General features: G+C 65.1%; 24 protein-coding genes. 16 read left to right on the top strand and 8 right to left on the bottom strand.

The window, feature by feature from the left end; translation table 11 throughout:
* Nucleotides 1-6: 6 nt before the first annotated feature.
* The 12 genes from OVA26_RS16460 (at nucleotide 7) to OVA26_RS16405 (ending at nucleotide 13,731) form a co-directional block, all read left to right on the top strand.
* Complete coding sequence (locus OVA26_RS16460) at nucleotides 7-969, top strand: hypothetical protein (RefSeq protein ID WP_268105083.1); 963 nt, start codon at nucleotides 7-9, stop codon at nucleotides 967-969.
* 81 nt (nucleotides 970-1,050) lie between these two features.
* Complete coding sequence (locus tag OVA26_RS16455) at nucleotides 1,051-1,503, top strand: hypothetical protein (RefSeq protein WP_268105082.1); 453 nt, start codon at nucleotides 1,051-1,053, stop codon at nucleotides 1,501-1,503.
* A gap of 207 nt (nucleotides 1,504-1,710) precedes the next feature.
* Nucleotides 1,711-2,133 (top strand): hypothetical protein, encoded by a 423-nt coding sequence (locus OVA26_RS16450; RefSeq protein ID WP_268105081.1) that lies wholly within the window; start codon nucleotides 1,711-1,713, stop codon nucleotides 2,131-2,133.
* Between the two features lie 15 nt (nucleotides 2,134-2,148).
* A complete protein-coding gene (locus tag OVA26_RS16445; protein ID WP_268105080.1) occupies nucleotides 2,149-3,393 on the top strand; it encodes an AAA family ATPase in 1,245 nt (414 codons plus the stop codon).
* Nucleotides 3,394-3,482: 89 nt separating this feature from the next.
* Nucleotides 3,483-5,168 (top strand): hypothetical protein, encoded by a 1,686-nt coding sequence (locus OVA26_RS16440; RefSeq protein WP_268105079.1) that lies wholly within the window; start codon nucleotides 3,483-3,485, stop codon nucleotides 5,166-5,168.
* Nucleotides 5,169-5,281: 113 nt separating this feature from the next.
* Nucleotides 5,282-7,225, top strand: coding sequence for an AAA family ATPase (locus OVA26_RS16435; protein ID WP_268105078.1), 1,944 nt, complete (start codon nucleotides 5,282-5,284; stop codon nucleotides 7,223-7,225).
* Between the two features lie 153 nt (nucleotides 7,226-7,378).
* Entirely contained in the window at nucleotides 7,379-10,393 is a 3,015-nt protein-coding gene (locus OVA26_RS16430) for an AAA family ATPase (protein WP_268105077.1), read from the top strand.
* Between the two features lie 100 nt (nucleotides 10,394-10,493).
* A complete protein-coding gene (locus OVA26_RS16425) occupies nucleotides 10,494-11,078 on the top strand; it encodes a hypothetical protein (protein WP_268105076.1) in 585 nt (194 codons plus the stop codon).
* 45 nt (nucleotides 11,079-11,123) lie between these two features.
* Complete coding sequence (locus OVA26_RS16420) at nucleotides 11,124-11,699, top strand: hypothetical protein (protein WP_268105075.1); 576 nt, start codon at nucleotides 11,124-11,126, stop codon at nucleotides 11,697-11,699.
* Nucleotides 11,700-11,733: 34 nt separating this feature from the next.
* On the top strand, nucleotides 11,734-12,396 hold the full coding sequence (locus OVA26_RS16415; protein WP_268105074.1) for a type II toxin-antitoxin system PemK/MazF family toxin: 663 nt from the start codon (nucleotides 11,734-11,736) through the stop codon (nucleotides 12,394-12,396).
* A gap of 46 nt (nucleotides 12,397-12,442) precedes the next feature.
* Nucleotides 12,443-13,051, top strand: coding sequence for a hypothetical protein (locus OVA26_RS16410; RefSeq protein ID WP_268105073.1), 609 nt, complete (start codon nucleotides 12,443-12,445; stop codon nucleotides 13,049-13,051).
* On the top strand, nucleotides 13,048-13,731 hold the full coding sequence (locus OVA26_RS16405; protein ID WP_268105072.1) for an N-6 DNA methylase: 684 nt from the start codon (nucleotides 13,048-13,050) through the stop codon (nucleotides 13,729-13,731). Before OVA26_RS16410 ends, OVA26_RS16405 begins: the two co-directional genes overlap by 4 nt.
* Nucleotides 13,732-13,753: 22 nt before the next feature.
* On the opposite strand, the gene OVA26_RS16400 is transcribed toward OVA26_RS16405, so the two are convergent.
* Genes OVA26_RS16400 through OVA26_RS16385 form a run of 4 tightly spaced genes read right to left on the bottom strand, consistent with a single transcriptional unit; the run spans nucleotide 13,754 to nucleotide 16,061 of the window.
* Nucleotides 13,754-14,203, bottom strand: coding sequence for a hypothetical protein (locus OVA26_RS16400; RefSeq protein WP_268105071.1), 450 nt, complete (start codon nucleotides 14,201-14,203; stop codon nucleotides 13,754-13,756).
* A gap of 18 nt (nucleotides 14,204-14,221) precedes the next feature.
* Complete coding sequence (locus OVA26_RS16395; RefSeq protein ID WP_268105070.1) at nucleotides 14,222-15,373, bottom strand: WXG100 family type VII secretion target; 1,152 nt, start codon at nucleotides 15,371-15,373, stop codon at nucleotides 14,222-14,224.
* A complete protein-coding gene (locus OVA26_RS16390) occupies nucleotides 15,370-15,693 on the bottom strand; it encodes a type VII secretion target (protein WP_268105069.1) in 324 nt (107 codons plus the stop codon). Before OVA26_RS16390 ends, OVA26_RS16395 begins: the two co-directional genes overlap by 4 nt.
* Entirely contained in the window at nucleotides 15,690-16,061 is a 372-nt protein-coding gene (locus tag OVA26_RS16385) for a hypothetical protein (protein WP_143017923.1), read from the bottom strand. Before OVA26_RS16385 ends, OVA26_RS16390 begins: the two co-directional genes overlap by 4 nt.
* Nucleotides 16,062-16,312: 251 nt before the next feature.
* Here OVA26_RS16385 and OVA26_RS16380 point away from each other — a divergent pair, with 251 nt between their 5' ends.
* From OVA26_RS16380 to OVA26_RS16365, 4 genes are all read left to right on the top strand, one after another.
* Nucleotides 16,313-17,419 (top strand): AAA family ATPase, encoded by a 1,107-nt coding sequence (locus tag OVA26_RS16380; RefSeq protein ID WP_268105068.1) that lies wholly within the window; start codon nucleotides 16,313-16,315, stop codon nucleotides 17,417-17,419.
* A gap of 228 nt (nucleotides 17,420-17,647) precedes the next feature.
* A complete protein-coding gene (locus OVA26_RS16375) occupies nucleotides 17,648-17,866 on the top strand; it encodes a hypothetical protein (protein ID WP_268105067.1) in 219 nt (72 codons plus the stop codon).
* Nucleotides 17,863-18,561 carry a hypothetical protein gene (locus OVA26_RS16370; protein ID WP_268105066.1) on the top strand — a complete coding sequence of 233 codons (699 nt, stop codon included), beginning with the start codon at nucleotides 17,863-17,865 and terminating at the stop codon, nucleotides 18,559-18,561. Before OVA26_RS16375 ends, OVA26_RS16370 begins: the two co-directional genes overlap by 4 nt.
* The gene (locus OVA26_RS16365; RefSeq protein WP_268105065.1) at nucleotides 18,558-18,794 is read left to right on the top strand and encodes a hypothetical protein; all 237 of its coding nucleotides are present in this window, start codon (nucleotides 18,558-18,560) and stop codon (nucleotides 18,792-18,794) included. The genes OVA26_RS16370 and OVA26_RS16365 overlap by 4 nt, the downstream gene beginning before the upstream one ends.
* A 61-nt stretch (nucleotides 18,795-18,855) precedes the next feature.
* Here OVA26_RS16365 and OVA26_RS16360 read toward each other — a convergent pair whose 3' ends face one another.
* The 4 genes from OVA26_RS16360 to OVA26_RS16345 all read right to left on the bottom strand — a co-directional run bounded on the left by OVA26_RS16360 (nucleotide 18,856) and on the right by OVA26_RS16345 (nucleotide 22,864).
* Nucleotides 18,856-19,659 (bottom strand): sigma-70 family RNA polymerase sigma factor, encoded by an 804-nt coding sequence (locus tag OVA26_RS16360; protein ID WP_268105161.1) that lies wholly within the window; start codon nucleotides 19,657-19,659, stop codon nucleotides 18,856-18,858.
* A gap of 162 nt (nucleotides 19,660-19,821) precedes the next feature.
* Nucleotides 19,822-20,193: an HU family DNA-binding protein gene (locus tag OVA26_RS16355; RefSeq protein ID WP_268105064.1), complete on the bottom strand. Its 372-nt coding sequence runs from the start codon at nucleotides 20,191-20,193 to the stop codon at nucleotides 19,822-19,824.
* Nucleotides 20,194-20,296: 103 nt separating this feature from the next.
* Nucleotides 20,297-20,686: a hypothetical protein gene (locus OVA26_RS16350; RefSeq protein WP_268105063.1), complete on the bottom strand. Its 390-nt coding sequence runs from the start codon at nucleotides 20,684-20,686 to the stop codon at nucleotides 20,297-20,299.
* An 18-nt stretch (nucleotides 20,687-20,704) separates the two neighbouring features.
* Complete coding sequence (locus OVA26_RS16345) at nucleotides 20,705-22,864, bottom strand: hypothetical protein (protein WP_268105062.1); 2,160 nt, start codon at nucleotides 22,862-22,864, stop codon at nucleotides 20,705-20,707.
* Nucleotides 22,865-22,981: the final 117 nt, after the last annotated feature.

The following is a 22,981-nucleotide window of genomic DNA, read 5'->3' as shown; positions in this document are numbered from 1 at the left end:
GAAGCCGTGAGTCTGACCGCCCCGCGCTCCGCGTTCCCGGAGTTCTACGACAACCCGATCATCGGAGCCATCGCCGACATTCCGCGATGGACGGTATCGGACAGCGAGAAGATGCCGATCAACTTCCGCGAGCTGATGAGCACCAACCGGCTGTGGGGTGCCCACGAGATCAGCGAACACTGCCTGGTCACCCTCGACGAGCTGACGGGGTTTCTGCCCAACGCGGCCAACAACGCGTTCTACCTGCGCGCGCAAACCGACGGCGTTCTCGTCCTCGACATCGAGAAGACGTGCCCACCGGAGGTCGCGGCGAAACTCCTCGGCATCCCGAGTCTCTACAGCGAGCTGTCCATGAGCGGAAAGGGATACCACCTGCTGCTGCCGCTGCCGGCGAACTTCTGGGACTTCCCGATCGCCACCGGGAAGAAGGTGCTGAAGCACGAGGAGGGCTGGTTCGAGATCCTTCTCGATCACTGGGTCACCTTCACTCGTGCACCCGTCCCGAGCGACCGGATGCCCCGCCAGGACTACGAGCCTGGCGCATGGGAGGCGCTCTACGCGCAACTCGCCGGGAAAGCGGTGGAGGTCACCTCGACCGAGTTCGACATGACCACGGAGCGACCGGAGATTCCGCGCTTCGAGCAAATGGTGGAGCTCATCTCCCGGCGAGCGATCGGCAAGAGCCTGAGCGACTTCGCCGGCGACGCCTCGCGCTTCGAATTCTCGGCCCTCGGAGTGCTCTACAACCGCCTTCAAACGGTTCTCATCGCCGTTCGCGATGCCGAGCGCACGGCGAACTTCGACGAAGCCGCGCAGGCGTGGGTGCTGTTCGAGGCCGCGCAACGCATCCTCCCCGCGCGAGACAAGCACGCGGAGATCAGAAACGAGATGCCACTGCTGCTGAATGCTGCCGTGTCGCTCGTCGCACAACGTGTCAGCACCCAGGAACAGCCCTCGGCCGGTCGCTGACGAACAGCCGCAGCTCTCTCTGCGGGCAAGGGGCGCCATGCGCCCCGCGGCAGCCCATCCACCCACGACGACGGGAGACTCATGACCCCGAACACCACCAGCCCCGATGGCGAGGAGACCGACTCCGTCTACGTCATCCAGAGCTGGTACCACCACAGAGACATCGACAACCGGCCGACCACCGACATCGAGCTGCGCGAAGACGAAGGCTGGTTCGCCAGCGCAGAGTCGGCCGATGCGCGTTGCGAACAGCTGAACAGCAAGAACCGCGAGCTCTACGACGTGGCGATGAGCCGCGCGACGCGTGACCAGAATGCGCGCATCCAGGCCGCCGAGAACACCAACGCGGAGAACGCCGTCCTCCGGCAGGCCGGCTTCCAGAAACGGGATGTCCCCGTCCCCACCCCCTTCGTCGCTCCGCGCTTCGAGGACTGGACTCCCTCCGGCGGGCACACCACGTACGCGGTGCTCCCGATCAAGAAGTCGGAGCACGACGGAATCTCGCCGGCATCCGAGGTCGATGCCAAGACCTGATCAGGTCACGACATCTGCGCACGACGCAGATGACCCTCTGGCCTGGTGGCCAGAGTGGCTGCGCAACGCGCAGCCGGGAGTGGTTGCGACGACCGGTGCAGGGGCGAAAGCCCTGCCCGGCGCGTCGCTGACGGAAGGCTTCACTGTTCTGCGGAAGCTCCTGCGACCCCTCTTCGAGTGTGCAACCGAACACCCGAGGAGGGGTCGATGTCTCGACGGACTGTGATGACCGGCTACCTCGGTCCCTGCGACGGACGCCGACGCGAACGCGGCGTCTACGTCTGCATTCCGGACCACGTGGGCCCCTCTGACGCCCCAGCCGTCATCCCGATCCTCGCCGGTCTGATCCGCGCCGGTGACCGGCTCCTCTACTCGCAGGAGCGATCGCTCGCGCACCGCCTCGCCGTGGAACGGTTCGCCGCAGACCTCGGAGTGGACTCCGCTCCCCTCCAGGAGCAGGCACACAGTCCTCGGCTCGTGATCGTCATCCTCGACCCCTTCGCCGACAGCGATTCGGCCATTCGCGCGCGCGCCCACGCCCGCGGCCCCTCCGACGTCGTCATCGCCGAGCTCCTGGCGACCCACGCCGAGGCGACCCCCGAACTCTCCCCGAAGAACGCTCCCTTCTAGACAAGGAAAATCACCATGAAGTTCAACGACACTTTCCTCGAGATCATCAAGACCGACCTCGAGGTCGGCATCGTCCCCGCCCTCATCGGCGAGCCCGGCATCGGCAAGTCGTCGCTGATCAAGGACCTCGCGACGAAGATGCACACGAAGTCGTTCACGCTGCCGTGCAACCAGCTCGCCGACAAGGCCGACCTGACCGGTGGGCGCCTCGTGCCCTACGAGCACAACGGCGAGACGAAGTACAAGCAGGAGTTCTACCCGCACCAGGTCATCATGGACGCCATCGACTACGCGAACGACCACAAGCGCGAGGATCCGGTGCTCCTTCTCGACGAGGTGAACCGCTCGACCTCCGACGTCACCTCGGCCGCGCTGTCGATTCCGACCGATCGCCGGATCGGGTCGATCGACCTCCCGGAGAACCTGAAGGTGATCGTCGCCGGGAACGACAAGGGCAACGTCACCAGTCTCGACGAGGCGTCCATCTCGCGCTTCGCGATCTACCACGTCGAGCCGGACGCCCCCACGCTCATCTCGCACCTGGGCGACAGCCTGAACCCGTGGGTGAAGGCCGTGCTGGTCAAGCACCCCGAGCTCATCTTCGAGAAGGGAAAGCCCACGACCATCCTCGTCGACGGCACTGGCGACGACGACGACGACAACACGGCGTCGTACACCGACCTGTTGGACAGCGGGGACGAGATGCTCCAGCTGACCACGCCGCGCACGATCGACGCGATCAGCCGCTGGCTGAACGCCACCTCGACCGACAAGCTGACCGAGTACCTCCAGGCTCCGACCATCGTCGGCGGCATCACGACGACCGTGCTCAACGAAACCATCGAAGCGAAGATCGGTCGCACGGCCTTCACGACGCACCTCGTCGCCGAGATCGCCACCGGGCTGACCTCGGGTGCTGTGCACCAGTCGAACACCCTCACGGCCAACAAACCGGCCTGCTACCAGGACCTCAAGAACGTCTCGACGGTCAACGAGTTGGAGAAGGTCATCGCCGGCCTCGGCGACCGTGACAAGTCGGGCTCTCTGCTGTACGCGCTGTACGAGCGCCACGACAACACGCTGATCATCCAGCAGCTCGCCGCGCAGACGGACGCGCTGATCAAGGAGGACAACAGCCTCCTCGTCCAGCTCGCCGCGAGCGACCTGCTGGATCGCGGCAACGTCGAGACCCTCCTCGGCACGTCGACCAAGATCGGCGCCAGCTCGCAGATCGTGCTGAGCGCAGTCCTGCCCGACTGATCGGGTACCCGTGGAGGGCCTCACCGGCGTCAACCGGTGAGGCCCTCCATCCCCCGTTCAACCGACCCCACCCACCGTCAGGAGCAGTCGTGACTCTCACGCTCAGCGGGCAGAAGCCCGCGATCCTCACCCCCGTGCACACGCTCCCCATCAGCGGGGGCTACGACCCCATTCCCGCCATCCGCAAGACCATCGTCAAGCCGCTGTTCAAGCCCGTGCGCAAAGGCGGCCAGGTCGCCATCACCAACCCGAAGAACGTCACGCTGGACAAGGAGGACGTCCTCGGCATCCTGCTCGGTGCGGTCGGCCCCACCGTCGACCCCGACAGCGAAGACGCCATGAAGGCGCTGCTTCAGCAGGGGCTGGTGCACTACGACAAGAGCACCCCGCTTCTGGTGAACGAGATGTTCGCCGTCCAGGCCGGGCACGCCAACAAGCTGCCGAACCCCGGGGACAACTTCATGTACACCGCCGCTCACGACGTCATCCCGGAAGCGAAAAACCTTCTCGGCGGACACGCCCCCGACGATTCCGCATTCTTCGCGAGCCTGGCCTACACCTACTCGCCCGAGGCCCTCGGATTCTGGTTCCAGACGGAGGCTGACTTCGACGACTTCAAGGTGTGGCTCGACCTGCAGACGCAGGCTCTCTCCTCGATCCTGCCCGGGGCGACGACCGCGATGCTCAAGAGCTTCGGCCAGACGACTCTCTCGGGTCTCGTGGAGGGGTACCTGTTGCGCAAGACCGACTCGGACGGCAACGACGAGTACTCCTTCGCGCGAGTGATCGTCCATCTGCTGATGAAGTACCAGCAGCACCTCGCCCAGCAGAACTCCACGAACGTCGCCGGAGTTCTGCCGTTCGTCGTGTCGGAGCTCTACCTCCCTCAGACGATCGTCCTGGTCAACGTCGAAGCCCACGCGCGCGCTACCGCCCGCAAGGTGGAGAACGAGTGGAAGCTCGTCAACGCCTCGATCGCTCAGCCGATCAAGGTCATCTCCAACAGCGCGCTGAGCAAGCTCACCGCACTTCCTCGAGCGATGGCGAAGGCCAGCGCGATGGCCGCGACGGCTCAGTCGAACAAGAACGCCCAGACCGGGCGCTCGGCGAAGATCGTCTTCAAGAAGCTGGCGCCGACGAAGGTCGACATCGAGCGCGATCTCCTTCGGGTGATGGGTGCGATGAAGGAAGTCTCGAAGTCCTCAAACGTCACGAAGAGGATCCGCACGAGCTACGCGAAAGCGAACCGCCGCGACCCGATGGACTACAACCGTCCCGGCAAGATCACCTCCACGCACTACCTGCCGGATCTGCACGCGTTCGTCGACACCTCGGGGTCCATCTCCGAGGCGAACTACCAGCAGGCGGTCATGATGCTCATCCGCCTGGCGAAGAAGCTGAACGTCGACCTGTACTTCAACTCGTTCTCGCACGTGATGTCTCAGGAGGTGCTCCTGAAGACGAAGGACAAGACGGAGGCGCAGATCTGGGAGGCGTTCCGCAAGGTCCCGAAGGTCAGCGGCGGCACGGAATACCGACAGATCTGGGACTACATCAACCAGTCCGAGAAGCGGAAGCGCCGTCTCTCCCTCGCGGTCACGGACTTCGAGTGGGGGGCGCCGTCGCAACGCGTCGAGCACCCGCGCAACCTCCATTACGCGCCCTGCTCGAGCATGGACTGGGATCAGCTCCTCCGCTCGGCACGCAGCTTCTCGAGGAGCATGCGCCACATCGAACCGGCCATCGGGCAGCGGTTCATCGGCATGGTCGTGTGACGACCCTGCACGCCTGACAAGGCATCGACCAGCGACCGGCCCCGGCGCGCCTACCCATCGGGTACGAGCGCGACCGGGGCCGGTCGCCGTCTTACTCACGAGAGGAAATCACCATGGGACTTCAGGACTTCAGTAGCCCCTCCAACCCCAACGGCGGAGGAGGTTCCGGCGCCGGCGGTGGATCCACCCCGTCGTTGCCGTCGTTCCCGGGTATGGGCATGCAGACCGGCGGGCTCAGCGACATCGAAGAGATGCTGATCAACTACAACGACCGCTTCAAGACCGCGTCCCCCGCGCTGTTCCGAGACGAGCAGATCGCCCAGATGTTCTCTGTCCTCATCGGTAAGAGCAAGCCGAACCCCCTCATGGTGGGCCCCGCGGGCGTCGGCAAGACGCGCATCGTAGAGGAGCTCGCGCGACTCATCGCGGTCGGCAGCGCACGAGTGCCCACCAAGCTGCTCAAGGCCACCATCTACGAGCTGCCGCTGAGCAACCTCGTCGCCGGCGCCGGCGTGGTGGGTCAGCTCGAAGACCGTGTCGCCCAGCTGGTCGACTTCGCCGTCGACAAGAAGAACGATGCCGTCGTCTTCATCGACGAGATCCACATGCTGCAGGACAGTCACGACCCCATCTACAGGAAGGTCGCCCAGATCCTGAAGCCCGCCCTCGCGCGCGGCGACATGCGCGTGATCGGCGCAACGACGATGAACGAGGCGAAAGCCTTCGACGACGACCCCGCATTCCAGCGCCGATTCCAGCGACTCGTCGTGGACGAGCTGACCCGGGAGCAGACGATCGAGGTTCTGCACGGCGCCCGTCCTGGACTCATCAGCCACCACGGCAACCAGGTCGGCATCACCGACGACGTGCTCACGAAACTCGCGGTGATCGCCGATGAGAACTCGCGCGCAACGTCGCACCGTCCTGACAACGCGCTGACGCTGTTGGACCGCGCGATGGCGGATCTCGTCGTCGGCCACAGCACGGCGATCGCCGCGGCGCTCGATGCCGGTGACACGGGAACAGCGCAGGCGTTGCAGAGCCTCACCACGCTGCCCCTGACCGAGCGGAAAGTCCGTTCGGTTGCCGTGCGCCTGATGACGGGCATGGCGTCGAAGGGAGCCTTCGACGAAGCGAGCGTGCTCGACGAGCTGTCCCGGATCAAGGGACAGGACGACATCCTCGACGACATCATCGATGCTCTCCGCAGAGACGACCTCGGCACGTTCCCGCGCAAGCGACCCATGGCGTGGATGTTCGCTGGCGCGTCCGGCGTCGGCAAGACCGAGGTGGCAAAGATCGTCGCGTCTGCGCTGACCAACCAGCCCCCCATCATGCTGAATATGGGCGAGTACTCCCACGAGCACGACGTCTCGCGTCTGATCGGCGCGGGGCCCGGCTACGTCGGCAGCAACTCCGACAAGGAGCTGCCGTTCGACACGCTCGAATCCAACCCGTACCGCGTGATCTTGCTCGACGAGCTTGAGAAGGCGCATCGCGTCGTCCACCGTCTGTTCCTGACGGCCCTCGATGAGGGGTGGATGCGCATGGCCAGCGGGAAGGTGATCGACTTCTCCAAGACGATCATCATCGCGACGACGAACGCCGCAGCCGACGCGATCAAGTGCAAGCCGATGGGGTTCACCTCGGGTGATGCACCCACCGCTCTCTCGCGACAGGACCTGATTCGAGAGCTCAGCCAGAGCTTCGACAAGGAGTTCCTCGGCCGGTACTCCAAGGTGATCGCGTTCGCCTCCCTCACACGGGAGACCTACGCCGAGATCCTCGTCAGCAGCTACCAGCGAGAGCGCGATCGCATCGCGCTGTCCGATCCGCGCACGGCGCGCGACATCCCCGTCCCGATCGATCAGGACCTGCTCGATCGCACCGTGGAGGAGACCTTCCTGCCGGACCAGGGAGCGCGCCCCGCAGAGCAGGCGGCGCGACGACTCATCGAGGACGCCCTCCTCGCGCGGCGCTTCCCGGCGACCGTGGTCGCCGCACCCGGTGCAACCGGGTCGGGAGACCAACCTGCCGCGGACATCGACGCGGGCTGACGCTCGTATCGGCCTGCAGGGGGTGGAGGGAGACCTCCACCCCCGTCCGTCGCCTCCACCTCTCGGCTTGCCGAGCACCCGTCGGCGACGCGCTGACGACACCGCACAACCCACTCCGCCCACGGGCGTAAATGACCAGAGAGAAGCCATACGATGCCTCTTCAGCTCGATGACATCACCAAGCTCGCCACGGCCGGCCCCACCTCGGCGGCCAAAGCTCTGACCCCGAAGTACTTCAGCATCGAGCTCACCGGCTCCGGTGGCAAGGTCGGCCTCCTGAACGAAAACGTCCGACCCGGTCGATACCCCCTGGGCTCCAGCGCCGCGACCATGTCCACCGCCGACGTGCTGCAGAAGAGCCGGTACTCGGGGTCCAACGTGACCACCATCACGATGCCGATGGGGCCGCTCGCGCAGTATTCCGTCGAGCACAACGCCTCGCGCGGTCTCACGTACACGGTGCCGCGCACCGACGACCGCTTCGACGTCACCGCGCACGCCACGAACTACGACTTCGACGTGTTCTTCGATCTGACACCGCAGGGCATCGTGCTCCGCGTCGATGAGGGCGGCGACACCAAGACCAAGGACCTGCGGATTCTGTACCGCATGGAGGTGTTCGTCGTCGCCAAGGGCTCGACCAGCGAGCGTGTCCGAGCCGTCGCCTCCCACCCGCCGCTGTACCGGGCCCCCTTCGATGCCGCCGACGAGTTCGCGATGATGCGCTTCAGCTACGCACCTCTCGACGACGCCGAGCAGCTCATCCGCGAAGCGACGAACAACATCTCCGCCACCCCCGGCGGAGTATTCGTCGACCCCGATGCCCTCGCCGAGTGGATGGAGATGTACCAGGTCGTCGAGCGCATCTGCCGCCAGGCCGAAGCGTGGGCGGGAGATGGAGTCGCCGACATCATGTCGACGCACATCACCGAGCTCTTCGCCAACGGCCAGCCGGATCAAAACACGCTCCACCACCTCGCGATGCAGCTGCGCTACCTCGAGACTTACAACGTCTCGCTCGGCGCCTACCGGACGATCCACGCCACCATCAACGGTGTGTGCCCTCCGGACATCGCGAACAACCTGAGCAAGCAGAACCTGAACCTGCTGATGTCGCACACGCTCGAGGGCCTCAACTCCATGAAGAGCCAGCTCGCGGCGCCGACCACCACCAGCAACTGGGCGATGCCGGCGCATTTCTCCGTTCAGCAGCGTCAGGCGATCTCCACCCCGGAGCCGCTGACGCTGGTGCAGGCGGGCGCGGGAACGGGCAAGTCGACCGTCATCCTGGGGCGCATCCAGCACCTGCAGGGATGCGGGGTCGACCCGGCGAAGATCGCGGTGCTGTCGTTCACGAACGCGGCCGCCGACAACATCACGGAGAAGAACCCCGCCGTGAAGTCGATGACCATCGCGCGGATGATCCACGATATTTACTCGCTGAATCACCCGACCCACGAGCTGTCGTCGATCGACACGATCCTCAACAGCCTCGACATCTACTTCCCGAACAACGAGATCGCGCGGAACTTCCGCTCGGTGATGGTGCAGGTCGACCAGCTGAAGCCTGGTGCGACGACCCTGCTCAACGCGTTCATCGAGAAGTTCGAGGTCGACGTGCTCGCGATGCTGGACCGCATCCGTCAGACCTGCCTCGAGCTGGAAATCGTGATCGCCTACCAGCAAATCGACAAGATGATCGAGCCGGCGCACGTGCAGTCGGAGTACCTCATCATCGACGAGGTGCAGGACAACTCGATCTTCGAGTTCATCTACCTGCTCAAGTACGTCTCGAAGCACCGCGAGAACATGTTCATCGTCGGCGACGCGTCGCAGACCCTGTACGAGTTCCGCGCGTCGAACCCGAAGGCGCTCAATGCGCTCGAGGAATCCGGCGTCTTCGCGACGTTCCAGCTGACGACGAACTACCGGAGCAACCAGGAGATCCTGGACTTCGCGAACGTTCACCTCGCCGACATCGAGGCCAACGCGGCGGCAGGTCTGCAGCTGCGGGCGAATTCGCTCATGGTGCCCACGGCCGACTCCTTCCAGGACAAGGTCACGCTGAGTTACCAGCACTTCCAGCACCTGACGAAGTTCCGCGAGCAGCTGGCGGGCTTCATCGCAGTCGAAGCACGCCCCTTCATCGAAGCCGCGCTCGCGCGCGGTGAGCAGGTGGCCTTCCTCGCCCACGCGCGGATGGACATCCTGATCATCGAGAAGAAGCTGCAGCAGATGTTCCCCAACGAGCACGTCGCCAGCCTCGTCAGCAGCAAGAGCTACCCCACCACCGTCTTCTCGCAGTACATCAAGCTGTACTGGAACGACGTGTGCCAGGTGGACCCCGCTGACGCGGCGTTCGTGATCCACAAGGGCATCAACGACAACCTCGCCGAGCTCATCTCGAAGAACAAGAAGGCCCAGGGGGCGATCGACAAGATCGCGCCCGCGGTGCAGCGGATGACGTCCGAGTGGTGGGTTCAGGCCTCCAACGCGGTCGCCGGATGGCTCGGTGAGTTCCAGGCTGGTCTCATCACCCGCGAAGTGTTCTTCGAGCGCCTGCAGGAGAACGTGCTGGGCTTCGAGATCCGCCACAACTCGGTGAAGCAGTCGCTGATGAACCAGAAGAACCAGGAGCGCAAGGAGAAGAACCTCAGCGCGAAGGCTCGTCTGGTCGTTAGCACCGTGCACGGAGCCAAGGGTCTCGAGTTCGACAACGTCGTGGTCGTCCACAAGGACGATTCGAAGATCAAGGAGGCCGAGAAGCGCATGTACTACGTCGCCTTCACCCGGGCGATGAAGCGCATGTTCGTGCTCTCCTACGGCAACGAGAAGCACCCGCGGATCGTGTCGGACTACGACATGCTCCTCTCGGCGCTGAAGAAGCGGGACGACGTCCTCTTCCTCCAGCAGCAGGGGCTGGTCTCGGATCAGTCCAGCGATGACGAGGTGGAGGCGGCTCTCGCGCTCCTCACCGCCTCGGCACCCTCCGAAGAGCCGAGCGTCGACGTGGGCACGGCTGTGGCCGAGTTCGCGGACGAGCTCTCGCGCCTGGATCCGGTGGAGACCGCTGCGGTCCTCGCCGGCGACAGCGCGAACGCGGGCGGAGACGCCGGCGTGACCGAGCCCGTCGACGACGGATCGGCGTTCACCGCCTCGACCAGCTGACCCCAGGTCGCCGGTCGGGCACCGCACGACAGAGAGGGACGTTGCCACCACGGTCACGTCCCTCTCTGTCGTGCTCCCACCAGCAACAACGAAGGACACCATGCCCCGCTACCTCGTCACCTCACAGACGACTCTCGTCAGGGACGCGCCCGCCCGCGCCTCGCGCAACGACGCCTCGAGTGGAGCGACCTTCGACATCGTCACCGCGGACAGTCTTCTGACGGCGGCGACCGTCTTCCATCAGCGGAGCGTGACCTCTCCGAATCGACCCCGTCTCGTCTCCGTGGAAGAGCTGTTCGACATCGATCCGCACACCCTCACGGACGAAGCTCTGGTCGGAGCGCTCACTTCGGCGGAGCCTGCCGTGGACCTCGATGGCTACGGTTCCGAGGACGCGCCGCTCTACGACGAACCGGACGACTTCCTCTCGGCCGTATGCGACGTCGTCGACGCTCTGCGCAACAGCGACGTGGTTCCCGGTCTGACGATCACCCTCTCCCGCGACTACGACGGCGTCGCCGATTACTGCATGGTCGAGATCGCCGATGGCGCGACCCGCTCATACCGGGCTGCCGGCTCCGAGCTCCGCGGCCTCATCGAGGACAGCCGACTGTCCGGCCGGGACGCCGTCATCTCGACCGCACGCGCCATCGTGCTGATCGCCTTTCACCACCACCTGCTCTGACGCAGACCAATCTCCGGCCCCGGCCGAAAATCACCAGGAGGACACATGTCTCTCGTCGCCCCCGCCTCGACCGAGCGCGCATATTCGACCGTCTACTCGGCGATCGTCGTCGACGACACGGTCGTCGTCATGGACGAGCTCTTTCCGAACCCGTCCGCTCGTCGTGACGCCGTCGTGGGGCTTCTCACGTCGAACCACGACGAGGTCACCACGGAAGAGATCGAGTCGATCCTCGCGCCCTTCGGCGGGGCGAACGCGGACGTCGCCCTGCTGCTCGTCCTCGCCGCGTTCCAGCAGGCCGGCGCTTCCGTCGACGTCGCTCTGAACGAACGCCAACAGGACGTCGGACCCGCGGCGTTGTTCACGACGTTCACCGACTACGGCGACGGCACGTACGTCGTCGAGCACTACGGCAGCCGTCAAATTCGCCTCGACCAGCTGCGCATCCGCGCCGAGGCCGTCGCCACGGACTACCCCGACGGGCACTTCGACGACGCGGACGAAGAGTCCTGCCGCAAGGCGCTCGAGTACCAGGTCGCCCGTAACAGCGGTCATGTCTACCTCATGGACGCCTTTCGTCACGCCGCAGCCGACGTCTACACCGGCCGCGGTCCCGAGTAACGCCCCCACCCACACCGATCAGGAGGTGACCCGCATGACGAAACCCACCCCAAGCCCCGCGGACATCGCCCGTTCGGCGCCGACCCGTTCTCAGGACGAGCAGAAGAGACGCCATCGCCGCGGAGAAATCTGGATGGTGATCGCCGACCCCAACGCCCCTGCGGTCGGATCGGAGCTGTGGAGCAACCGACCGGGGCTCATCGTCTCGAACAACGTCACCAACGGGCGCGCCGGGTTCGCGCAGGTCGTGTATTTGACCACTGCCACCCGAAAGCGCACAGGCCCCACCCACGTGGAGCTGCCACAGATCGAGGGTGTGGGTGCCTCACTCGCCCTCTGCGAGCAGGTTCACACCGTCGACTCATCGCGGTTGAAGCACCGGATGGGCGTTGTCGCTCCCGCGGGCATGCGCGAGATCGACGCCGCGCTCGCCCTATCGCTCAGCGTCGGCCGCGACCCCCAGACCTTCCCGCTCTTCTACAAGTGGGAAGAGCACGTGAAGCTCCACGGCATCGACATGTCACGCGAAATCGACGCCATCGCCGGCGCCACCGCCGACGAGCGAGTCCAAGCGCTCACTCGCGCGCTCTCCTTGGTGGCTGCAGAACGCGACGCCTACCAGACGCTCTACGAATCCATCCCCGCCCGCGGCGATGCCATGGCCGAGGTCGAACGCGCACTCAGCGCTGCTCCCTGACGAGACCCGATAGAGGTCTCGCCGACACGACGAAGACGAGGACCTCATGAACGAACGACCGAAACGGATCGATGCCACCGGCACCATCCGTCGTACGCGAGCTCTCAGCGCTATCGGGTTCACCCAGCAGCAGCTGGCATCCCACCTCGAGCTGTCACCTGCGCACGTGCACACTCTCCTGAACGGTGCTGTGAGTCAGGTGTTCCCTGCGACCGCGCAACGCATCGCGCGGCAGTACCGCCGCCTGTGCTGGCGCCCACCCACCGGGCCGGCTGCAGACGCGGAGCGCGACGCGGCCCGAGAACGTGGCTGGCCGAACCCGCTGGCGTGGGACGACATCGACGACCCTCGAGAACGACCCCACGGCAGTCCCGCTCTCGCGGTCGTCCCGGTCACTCCCGTCGCGCCGCTCCCGCGCAAGACCCCGCCGCTCCCAATCGACGAAGCCGCCGTGCTCCGGGCGATGGACGGCGAGGAGGTGAAGCTCAATCTCGCCGAGCGTCGCGAAGCGATCACCCGGCTCCACGCGCGTCGATGGGGTGACCCGAAGATCGCGGAGGCGCTGCACCTCAACGTCCGGACGGTGTTCCGCAACAGGCGACTGCTCGGGCTGGACGGCTGGGCGAGCCCAGACGAAGCGAGGAAGTCCGCGTGAAGAAGCTGCTGCAGGCAAACACCGCCGGTGGCGCCCGTCGGATCGGGGAGGTGTTCCGGGACTTCTGCGAACTCACCGCGCTGTGCTTTCGCTCAGCCGTCGATCGAGGTCACGGCTTTGATGAACGCCGAGACCGATTCAGCGCTGTCGCGGGGAAGTACTCGACCGAGGAGATGCAGCGTTTCGACCAAGTCCTCGACGGACTAGTAGCGACGCTCGAGGCAGGGTTCACCGACGCGCTCGGCGAGCTCTACATGAGTCTCGACCTCGGAAACGAGCGCTTGGGGCAGTTCTTCACTCCCTATGATCTGAGTCTCGTCACCGCCAAACTCACGATTGGAGACACCCTCCCCCTCCTCGTCGACCGCGACTTCATCACCGTAAGCGAGCCCGCCTCCGGCAGCGGCGGCATGATCATCGCCCTCGCTCATGCTCTGCGGGACGAAGGCGTGAACTACCAACAGCGAATCCACGTCACCGCCACCGACCTCGATCCGATGGCCGTCTTCATGACGTACGTTCAGCTGACGCTGATCAACGTGCCCGCGCTAGTCGTTCACGGGAACACTTTGACCCAGGAGCGTTTCGACGTCTGGCCGACCCCGGCTCATGTCCTCGGCGGCTGGCGTTGGAAGCTCGCGGCGAAGCATGCGGCCGACGACGTCGCGACAATTTCTTAGCTAATCGCGCCTAAGAGACTGGCTAAGAATTCGGCTCGTAGGGCTCGACGTCGGCGTCACCGATGTTGGCGCGTTTGATGACATCCCACGCTCGCTCCGAAACGAGCAGCCCGGGAACCTTCTCGCGCAACGCGAAGTCGTCACGAGGAAAATCGCCGATCACTTCGAAGCAAACGAGTTCGGGGATTTCTTTGCCCTCAAACTGCCCCAGCTCTTCGGCCTGGGGGTCGAGCCCGAGAGTAAACTGACGCTCCCTGAGCCCGGAGAACTGACGCAACTGCGCAGCGAGCTCGGGCGTAGCGAGGTAGGCGCCGTAGACCGTGCTCAGGTCGGGCACCGGAAGCTCGAGCAGGTTCAAGTCGATGGTGATGTAGGGCTTCCGCCCATGACGCCGGTGCGAAGGGTCTTGGTCGATGACCGCCTTGTCGCCGTAGCTGAAGGGTACTTCCAGCTGGACTCGGGTGTACGTCATGGTAGTCAGCCTATCAACTCATCGAATCGGCGGGATAAAGAGGTGTCCGTATTTATCGTCGATGTATGTCGCGTGGTCGAGCAGCTCTTGAACCGACGGATCAGGGTTCATTTCGTAAAATGCATCCCATTCTCTGCGAATGGTCTTGAGGTGAAGGGTCGAGTTTATCTCGTTCGGAATTCCCCGCAGATTCTCAAGGGAATGCATCTGGCTTGGAGTTACGAGGCCCGGATTGTTGACGAGGACTTGCTGCTCAACGGCATGGTGCACAGTCACATCGCCAGGCGCAATCTCGGGGTGCGCTTCGAGGAAGGTCTTTCGATACTGCATCCGCGGGGCTACCCCGAAGGACGCAGGTGGGTGCACGACGGGGGTGACTTCCACCTTCGACGGCGCTGCGCCGGGGCGGAAGCCCCGGAGCCAGTCGCCTATGTGGCCGGCGACCTTGCTTGCTGCTCCGGCGAGCTTGTCGATGAGAGGAACCGCGCGCCGCAGTGACGTCAGCAGGTGCTCGAGGAACCGACCCACCTTGGTCGCCAGCGAGGCGACCTTCGTGACGATCTGCCCTACCGCGACGGGTGCACCGAAGCCCGCTGTCGCAGCCGTGGTGATGGCGGCGCTGATCGCCGTTCCCACCACCTGCGAAATGGCGTCGCGGACCAATTCGTACACGGCCTGCACGAGGGTAGACGCGATCTCCAGACCTGAGCTGACCGCGTTCGCCCACGTCCCCATCGACGACACGGAGTCAGCCATGCGCTGCCCGTGAGCGCGGTAGGCGTCGACAGCTTCGCCGCTCATTCCCTCGATGTCACCAAGCCGGTGGGCGATGTCTCCGCCGACCTGCTGAAGCTTTCCTGCGGCATTGGCCAAGGTCTGCGAGAACGCCTGCACCTCGGCGGCGTTGCCGGAGAGGTCCTGCAGCCAGCCCCGGAGCGGCTCGATGTGGTCGATCACCCAACCCAGCCCGTTGGCGATGAGGGTTCCGATGGGGTCGATGACAGCGCCGACGGTGTCCAAGGCCGTGGAGAACGCGGCTACTCCCCCTTCAACCCAGCCGCCAGACTGCAGAGCGTGAGAGAGGTCGGCCGCGTCTTGAAGTAGGTATGCCCCGCCGAATGCCGTGGGCTGAGATGCGGCGGCGGTCGCGACCAGTGGGTTATCGCTCATCCGCCGAGTCCTTGCTCGAGACTTCGTACGACGTCGATGGCGGAGTCTTCGAACTCCCGGAAATCGCTCGCCATCCCGCGGACGGCCTCACCGGTTCGCTCAATCACGTCCTCGCCGGCCCGGATTGCGGTTCCCACCGCGTCCGTGGCCATCGAGAATGGCGGCACCATCCACGAGCACAACACTCCGAACGCCCCGCCGGAGAGACTGATCGACTGTAGTGCGGAAAGCGCCTGCGCGGCGTCGCCAGAGAGCTGCTCGATCCGTGCTGCGTGCTCATGCAACAGATCCGCGTCGACGCGAATGTCCCCCGCGCTCATCGCGTGCCTCCGGGGCGCCCGAGGTCATCGTCTGCGTTCCGCGCGTCGAGCTCCGCCGCGATGGTCTTCACGATGGGATCGTCATCACCCATGATCTCTGTCGTGGCCGCGAGCGTTCGCGCCCGAGCCTCCCGGGTCGCCTTGCTGATTAGCTCGAAAATCTCGCCAGCGAGGCGGTCGCCACCACGTTCGAGAGCACCGTCTCCGATGCGGAGATCTCGCAGAACCCCCGACGCATCCACTTCGACCGACAGATCGCGTCGAACCGAGATCGCACCACCTCGAACACCATCGAGGGCTGATTGCAGAGCTGGGTACCGCTCCGCACGGCTCTGCGCGCGGCGAACATCGTCCTGCACACGCTGCATAGCCTCGTCCGCACCCCAGACCATACGAGCCCCCTTCGTATCCCGGCCTCTCGACCATACGACTCGCGTGCCGGCAACGGGATTAGAACTTTGTCATCTATGTCGGTCGCCACTCACCGGCGTCACCTCAAGCCCGTGAAGGCTTTGGTTCCGGACGCCAGCCGACCGGAAACCCCCAAATTGGTGGCTGGGTTGCCTTACGTCCCAGCGAATCGACTCGATAGATACACGCAGAAGCCGAAAGAAGAGACATGTCAAGCACCTATATCGAGACCTCCGGCAACGTTCGCGTCTACGACTCCACCGTTACCGCCCACGACGCGTTCCCCGTCGGCACCTACAAGGTGCACTTCAGCCAGAAGGACGGGTTCAGCCTCATGAAGTGCGACGACCTCGCCGTCGGCCCCGAACGGGTCTACGGAGGCCGGGAGAAGAAGGTCGACAAAATCTTCCGCACGTACGAGCGGACCGTCCGCAGCCTCGGTGTGATGCTCACCGGCGACAAGGGCATGGGTAAGTCCCTCTTCCTCCGCATGGTCGCGGAACGTGCGATCGAAGACGGCATCCCCGTGGTCCTGGTGACCGAGGACGCCGACGGCATCGTCGACTTCATCGAGACCCTGGACGAGTGCCTGGTCATCTTCGACGAGTTCGAGAAGGTCTTCCCCGCCGGCGGCCCCCGCAACTACCAGCATGACCGCCAGAACCAGTTCCTCACGCTGTTCGATGGCATCTCCACCACCAAGCGGATCTACTGCCTGACCGTCAACGACATCGCCGACGTCAGCCAGTACATCGTCAACCGCCCGGGTCGCTTCCACTACCACATGCGCTTCGCATACCCCGGCCCCGCCGAAGTCCGACAGTTCCTGAACGACGAGGCCCCCAGCGCTGCCACGGGCGAGATCGAGAACGCAGCGCTGTTCTCGCGACGGATGCCGCTGAACTACGACCACCTGCGGGCGATCGCGTTCGAGCTGAACCACGAGGATGCCGTCTTCGCGGACATCGTCGAGGACCTGAATATCAAGTCCATCGCTCCGAGCCGATACCGCGTCGACGTGCGCTTCCCGCCGGAGAAGGACAACAAGACTCCCGTCAAGGTCTTCACCGACGAGGTGGAGCTCAACATCCACGTCCAGGGTGATGTCGCTCGCACGGTGGAGCTCTCGAACCGCGAGGATTCGATCTTCATCTCGTTCCTCCCGAAGGATCTCATCTTCGAGGACGACGGAACGATCTTCCTCCCCGTTCAGAAGGCGACCCTCCTGAACGACTACGAAGAGGTGCCCGACCCGCTTCCCGGGAGCATCACCTTCACACTCGTCGGCCAAGAGATGTACAGCTTCGCCACGTAATTCCCCCGATCTACAGTGCCCCTGCGGTGTCCGGCTCAGCCGGCCCGACAGGGGCACTGTCGTTTCCGCCACCCTTTCGCGAAAGAACGACAACACCTCATACCGAGAGCGGAACGCGGACGACTGACCAACACGGCGGGCGGCCCTCTCACAGGGTGCCGCCCGCGCCCGACCCGGGGACCCCGCTGCACGGCGGCACGACCCACGACCGCACGCGAAAGGGCGAACATGACCGCACGCACGAAAGAACAGGCGGACGAGGTCCGCGCGATCGAGAGCCTGATTCGCAGATCCGCCACGCTCGACCCCGGCACCTGCGTCGAGTTCAGTTCGGTGGATGACAACGGCGAGGTGAAGGGTGTCTGGGTCGAAGGTGAGCAGACGGGTCACGTCTTCTACACCGCCCCAAACGGCGACACCCGCAAGGGGAAAGGAGAGCACACGTGACCACCCCCTCGGTCAACCCTCCCGCTGACGCCGTCGAGATCGCGGCCGAAGAGGTCCGTGCCGCTCTCGCCCGGTACCGCACCGTCATGGCATCCGCCGACGGGCTCGGTCGCGCGCCTCTCGTCTACGAGCCGTCCACTGTCGGTTGGGATGTGAAGAGGTTCACCCTGGGCGATACCAGCCCTCTGCGCCGCTTTCCCGCAGACGCCGTTCTCGCGGCCGCCGCCGAAGCTGCTGACCCCATGCTCGAGATGTTGATGCTCTCAGCGTCTCCCCACTGGGAGGACCGCATCCGCGCCGAAGCTCTTCGCGGGGAACGTGCTGCTGCCGTGACCCTGCCGGACAGGTTCCCGTGCATCTTCGAGCCCGCCGACTCCCCGAAGAAGCAGGGGGAGCTCAGCCCTCGACCATTCGCATGGGTCGTGTCCCCCGACGAGGACATGCTCCGTGAGCTGCTCCCGCTCTACCGCGAGCTCTGGCTCAGCTACGAGGGTCAGTGGCCGCACTCACCGAACCGAACGTTCGAGTTCGGCTACCTCGATGGGCTCGCGCCACGAGGTGTCTACCGTCCCGGTGCGACGGTCGAAGACGTCATCGGGTCGACCTTCCTCACCCACGCCGACATGTATCGTCTGGCGCCCGAGCACCTGCGGCAGATGAGCTTTCGCAATCGAGCTGAGAGAGGAGCTCTGTGACTGGCACACCCCCCAACACCGTCGAGTCCGTAACGAATCGGGTCGAAGCCCAGCCGGCTCACACCGAGGAGCCCGCGGCCGGCGGCGACGGGTACTACCTCTCCATCGGGGATCAGTACGCCAGGATCGCTCTCGAGAGCCCCTCACCCTCAGCCAAGAGGGCCAACGCGCAGGAGGCGGCGAAGTACTACGGCATCGCCGAGCGGGTGGCATCCGCATCTCGCTCGCGGTGAGCGTCCACCAGGAACAGGCCCCGAGGGATACGTCCCTCGGGGCCTGTCTTTTTCGTGCGTCTCAGCTGTCGAGGGCCCGTGCCACCAGCGCCCGCGCCATCTGCTTGCCGCTTCGAGCGATCCGCTCGAAGTACTTCTCCAGACCTGACGACGAGGTCTCCGGTGCCACTGCCGGCTCGTCACGATGCTCGTCCGGGTAGTGGTGGTCCATGGCGTTGCGGAGCATGCGCACGGCTTCGGCGCGCTGTTGCGAGACCGCTGCCGAGCTCACACCGAGGTCATCGGCGATCTCCTTGATGGGGCGTTCCTCGAAGTAGTGGTCCCTGATGATCTGGCGCTTGCGCTCCGGCAGAGATTCGATCGCCACCTCAAGGATTGCGCGCTCCTCGTCTGACGCCACGACGTCTTCGGGAAGCGGCATCGCAGACGCGACGTCGAACGCGCGGCCCTCGTCGAGATCGGTGAGCACGCGAGCGGCATCCGCGAGGCTCTGCGTGACCGCCGCCGGTGAACGATCGAGCTGCAGGGCGATCTCGGCGGAGGTCGGTGTCCTCCCGAGCTCCGCGCACAGCATCTCCCGGGTCTGGACCGCCTCCTTCGCCGCGGCACGCACCTTCTGCGGAGCCCAGTCCATCCGGCGCTGCTCGTCCTTGATCGCCCACGCCACGCGCAGCCGCGCGTAGTCGCTGAACGGCACGCCGAGATCGACCTTGTAGTCGTCGGCCGCCTTGACCAGCGCTTCGGCGCCGGCCGATGCGAGGTCGTCGCGAGAAATCTGCGTCACCCGTGCCTGCACGGAGCTCGCCAGAAATCGCACTAACGGAAGCGTCTCCACGACGAGTGCGTCGCGCTTCGCTGGTCCCATCCCCCCACTAGCCCTTCCAAGTCCGGAATGCACCCTCAGTGGTGCACACCCAAAACCACCCCCCGGCGGCTCAGAATTTGCATTCATGGACATGCTACGTGCGTTGGAGACGCAAAAAGTCCCGGGGGCGTCAACCCCCGGGACTTCTCGTTTACGTTTGGATTACGATCTCTTCTCCGCATCCGGCGATACCGACGGAATGCCGAGACCCTGGTTCGTCTCACGCGTGGCAGAGAACTTCAGGACGGCGTAGTCGCGCACCTCGTCGTCCTCTTTCTTGAAGCGAACCTGGTGGCCCTTGTGCACCTGGGGGTAGAACTTCCCGAAACCGGTCAGCGTGACACTCACGCCTCGGCCCGCGAGCTCCTTGATCTCGTCGAAGATCGCGTCGTAGACCTGGTTCGTGATCTTCAGGGGCACGCCAGCTCGTCGTCCAACGCGCATGACGAACTCGCGCTTGCTGATGCGCTCAGCGTCGCTCTTGCGGTTCGACCTCTGCTTGGCCTCGGAGGCTTCTTCGATCGCTGCGCTCATGGGCTCACCGTCCTTGATTTAGCCCCGAGGGGCAATGTGTCGTGCCCCGGTCCGATTGCCCTCAGACCGAGGCCTCTGATTTCCTGCGCCGACACTGAATCTGCTACAGACCAGCCTCGTACTCATCAGAGGATAGGGGTTCTTCCTTGGTAAACGTGGTGACTGTCCGTTTTGTCTGCTTTTGCGTAGTATTTCGCGCCGACTCGTTGCGTGCGGCGTGCAGCTCCGCGTTCAGCACACGCTCTCCGATACCCACCGCCGGCATCGCTGCCTGAGAGACGAGCCCTCGGGCGCTCAGGCCCTCGCGCGTCTCCTGGCGGCGACTCTCCGAGGCTTCGCGACCCCTCCGCCACTTCTCGCGGTCCTCGTCGGTGACGAAGCCCAGCATGGACGACAGCTCATTCTCGCTGGGGAAACCCAAGATGCCCATGTCCACCCCTCCTATGTTCTGCGCCCGGCGGTACCGGGTCGGTTTTTGCTCGTATATGAGCAAGTCTATACGGTGAGACCGTCAGCCCAGCTCGAAGTCGACGTCTTGCAGGGGCGCCGCGTCGTCCTTGCCGATCCCCATGATCGAACCGGTCTGCACCTCGTTGTAGTGCTGGTTGACGCGCGCTCGACGGATCTTCGCGACAGCCATCCGTCGACGAGCCGAATCCGCCTCCGACTCGACCTCCGGGCCCGAGGGCTGCAGTGCGCCGGCGGCGGGGAGAAGAGCCGCTCGACCCCGTCCCGGCCCGATCGAGTCGAGGTTGGCGATCTCAACGTCGATGATGTCGTCGTCGGAACCGACCTCGTCGGCCGGCAGGAGGTCACCCTCGTACACCGGCTGCTCGAGACGTCCCCTGCGCGCGGGGCGTCGAGGCGCGCTGCTCGGACGCGTGCGTTCCGCCCCCTGCGGGGCTGGGCGCGTGGGGCGGCCCCGCCGATCGTCGTCGACCACCTCGGCGTCCACGATGTCCTCTGCGGTGGGCGCGGCTCCCGATGAGCCGGACGATGCGGTGAAGTGCTCGAAGTTCTCGGGAGCTGCGGCCCCCGAACCGCGCGCGGCGTTGGCGCCCATGTTCTTGAAGCGTGCAATGTCCTCGGCGACCTTCTCCTGCCAGTTCTCGCCGTACTGGGCGACCCACGATGCTGCAAGATCGGGCTTGAACAGCTGCATCATCTCCACGGCGTCGACGTACGCGGACGAGTATGCGAAATGCTGTTGCTCGGCGCTCAGGCCGTCGTCCTTCATGGACGAGAACATCGTCCTCGCCTTTCCGAACCGTCGCCGCGCGTCGGTGTCGCTCAGCTCGTCGACGACGTCCGGGTACTCGCCGGCTGACGCCGCGACGACGTACTGCGTGAGGACGTCGTTCATCTCGGCCGCGGTCGAGGTCGCCGCCATCTCGGTGGCCAGGATCTCCGTGACCGCGGTCATGTGCTCATCCGGGCTCATCTTCGGGCGCACGCTGAACGAGCCGCTCGAGATGGTCTTCCCCTCGAAGCCGTCCACGAAGTCTCCGGTCCAGACAAGGCGCGGCTCCATGGTCACCGCGTCGTATACCTCGCGCGGCTCGCTCTTCGCGAAACGACCGTGCCCCAGCTCGTTGAAGACGCTCGCCAGGCCTGGCTCGCGCTCGAGACGCTGACCAACGACCACACGCATCGCGCGTGATACCTGCTCCGGGGCGATGCCATCCGCCTCAGCGAAGCCGTAGAGGTTGGCCAGGGCCGACACGTACCGATCGTTGACGGCGCTGGCATCCGCACCCGGTCGACGCATGTCGGCGTACGCGGCCTCAGCCAAGGCGACCTCCGTCATCGCCGCACTCTCGGCGGTGAACGGAAGGCGATGACCTCTCTCGGCGAACTCGATGCGCTCGAGGCGTCGACGCCAGCGACCACCAAGCTTCTCCTCCTTGCCCTTGCTGGCCAGCTTGTCGAAACGACTCCGGGCCTTGTCGTCCTTCTTCGCCTCCTGGCGATCGATCTTCTCGCGGATCGCGGGCCCGATCCCGTCCACGAACGAACCCAGCTGCGCGCGGAAGTCGGGCGACATCGCCCACATCGACGCGGCCATGCCGAGCGTGGCCACGATGTTCTGACCAGATAGGCCCTGCTTGAGTGGGCCGACGCACTGCAGGACCATCATCGAGGCGTAGACCTGGTGCAGGCCGGAGAGCTGCTGTCGCTGGTCGGCGGGACTCTGATTCTGCTCGAGGATCCCGCTCGCGCGCAGGCTCTCCATGTACGCCTCGCCGGCCCGAGCGGTGGACAGGCGGAGCCGCGCGATGGGGTCCATCCGCGCCTCGCGCTCCAGCCGAGCGCGCTCCGCACTCTGCTGTCGTTGGGTGGCCTCGTCGTCGCGGCGGCGCTGCTCGTCGTCCCGGCGTCGATCGCGCCCCGCCTGCCGCGCGCGTGCGCGGGAGTCGGCGCTGCCGCGAGCGAAGCGACGCTCATCGGCTGGGGCGGTGAAGAAGCTGTCCCAGGCGCCGTTCAGGCGGACGTTGCGCACGGATGCCGCAACGGACTCCGCTCCACCGCGAGCTCTTGCACGCAGCCGCTCCCCCAGGGATGTGGCGTCGACGACCTCGACATCGATGACGTCGTCGTCGAGGATCGTCCCACCGGGTGCATCCCGGACGTCGTACATCGGGATGTTCAGGTTGCGCCTCGGCTCGGCCATCGCTGTTCCTCTGCTTCATGTGGCGACGGGGTGTCGCTGCGAGTTCTGGCGAGCCGGATGCCCAATGAGGGGCCCCGGAATCGCTCGTTTCTGAGGCGATTCTACAGATCAATTGGT

Origin of the sequence: Microbacterium sp. SL62 (assembly GCF_026672635.1) — a bacterium.
In the GTDB taxonomy this organism is placed as follows: domain Bacteria; phylum Actinomycetota; class Actinomycetes; order Actinomycetales; family Microbacteriaceae; genus Microbacterium; species Microbacterium testaceum_A.
Note: the sequence above shows the minus strand (reverse complement) of the source record. Positions and strands in the feature narration are given on the sequence as shown.

Coding starts and splice junctions, on each gene's coding strand:
- OVA26_RS16400 (WP_268105071.1), bottom strand. CDS start 14,203: ATGACGTACACCCGAGTCCAGCTGGAAGTACCCTTCAGCTACGGCGAC.
- OVA26_RS16395 (WP_268105070.1), bottom strand. CDS start 15,373: ATGAGCGATAACCCACTGGTCGCGACCGCCGCCGCATCTCAGCCCACG.
- OVA26_RS16360 (WP_268105161.1), bottom strand. CDS start 19,659: ATGGGACCAGCGAAGCGCGACGCACTCGTCGTGGAGACGCTTCCGTTA.
- OVA26_RS16425 (WP_268105076.1), top strand. CDS start 10,494: ATGCCCCGCTACCTCGTCACCTCACAGACGACTCTCGTCAGGGACGCG.
- OVA26_RS16390 (WP_268105069.1), bottom strand. CDS start 15,693: ATGAGCGCGGGGGACATTCGCGTCGACGCGGATCTGTTGCATGAGCAC.
- OVA26_RS16345 (WP_268105062.1), bottom strand. CDS start 22,864: ATGGCCGAGCCGAGGCGCAACCTGAACATCCCGATGTACGACGTCCGG.
- OVA26_RS16445 (WP_268105080.1), top strand. CDS start 2,149: ATGAAGTTCAACGACACTTTCCTCGAGATCATCAAGACCGACCTCGAG.
- OVA26_RS16410 (WP_268105073.1), top strand. CDS start 12,443: ATGAACGAACGACCGAAACGGATCGATGCCACCGGCACCATCCGTCGT.
- OVA26_RS16415 (WP_268105074.1), top strand. CDS start 11,734: ATGACGAAACCCACCCCAAGCCCCGCGGACATCGCCCGTTCGGCGCCG.
- OVA26_RS16435 (WP_268105078.1), top strand. CDS start 5,282: ATGGGACTTCAGGACTTCAGTAGCCCCTCCAACCCCAACGGCGGAGGA.
- OVA26_RS16430 (WP_268105077.1), top strand. CDS start 7,379: ATGCCTCTTCAGCTCGATGACATCACCAAGCTCGCCACGGCCGGCCCC.
- OVA26_RS16385 (WP_143017923.1), bottom strand. CDS start 16,061: ATGCAGCGTGTGCAGGACGATGTTCGCCGCGCGCAGAGCCGTGCGGAG.
- OVA26_RS16455 (WP_268105082.1), top strand. CDS start 1,051: ATGACCCCGAACACCACCAGCCCCGATGGCGAGGAGACCGACTCCGTC.
- OVA26_RS16355 (WP_268105064.1), bottom strand. CDS start 20,193: ATGAGCGCAGCGATCGAAGAAGCCTCCGAGGCCAAGCAGAGGTCGAAC.
- OVA26_RS16380 (WP_268105068.1), top strand. CDS start 16,313: ATGTCAAGCACCTATATCGAGACCTCCGGCAACGTTCGCGTCTACGAC.
- OVA26_RS16420 (WP_268105075.1), top strand. CDS start 11,124: ATGTCTCTCGTCGCCCCCGCCTCGACCGAGCGCGCATATTCGACCGTC.
- OVA26_RS16375 (WP_268105067.1), top strand. CDS start 17,648: ATGACCGCACGCACGAAAGAACAGGCGGACGAGGTCCGCGCGATCGAG.
- OVA26_RS16450 (WP_268105081.1), top strand. CDS start 1,711: ATGTCTCGACGGACTGTGATGACCGGCTACCTCGGTCCCTGCGACGGA.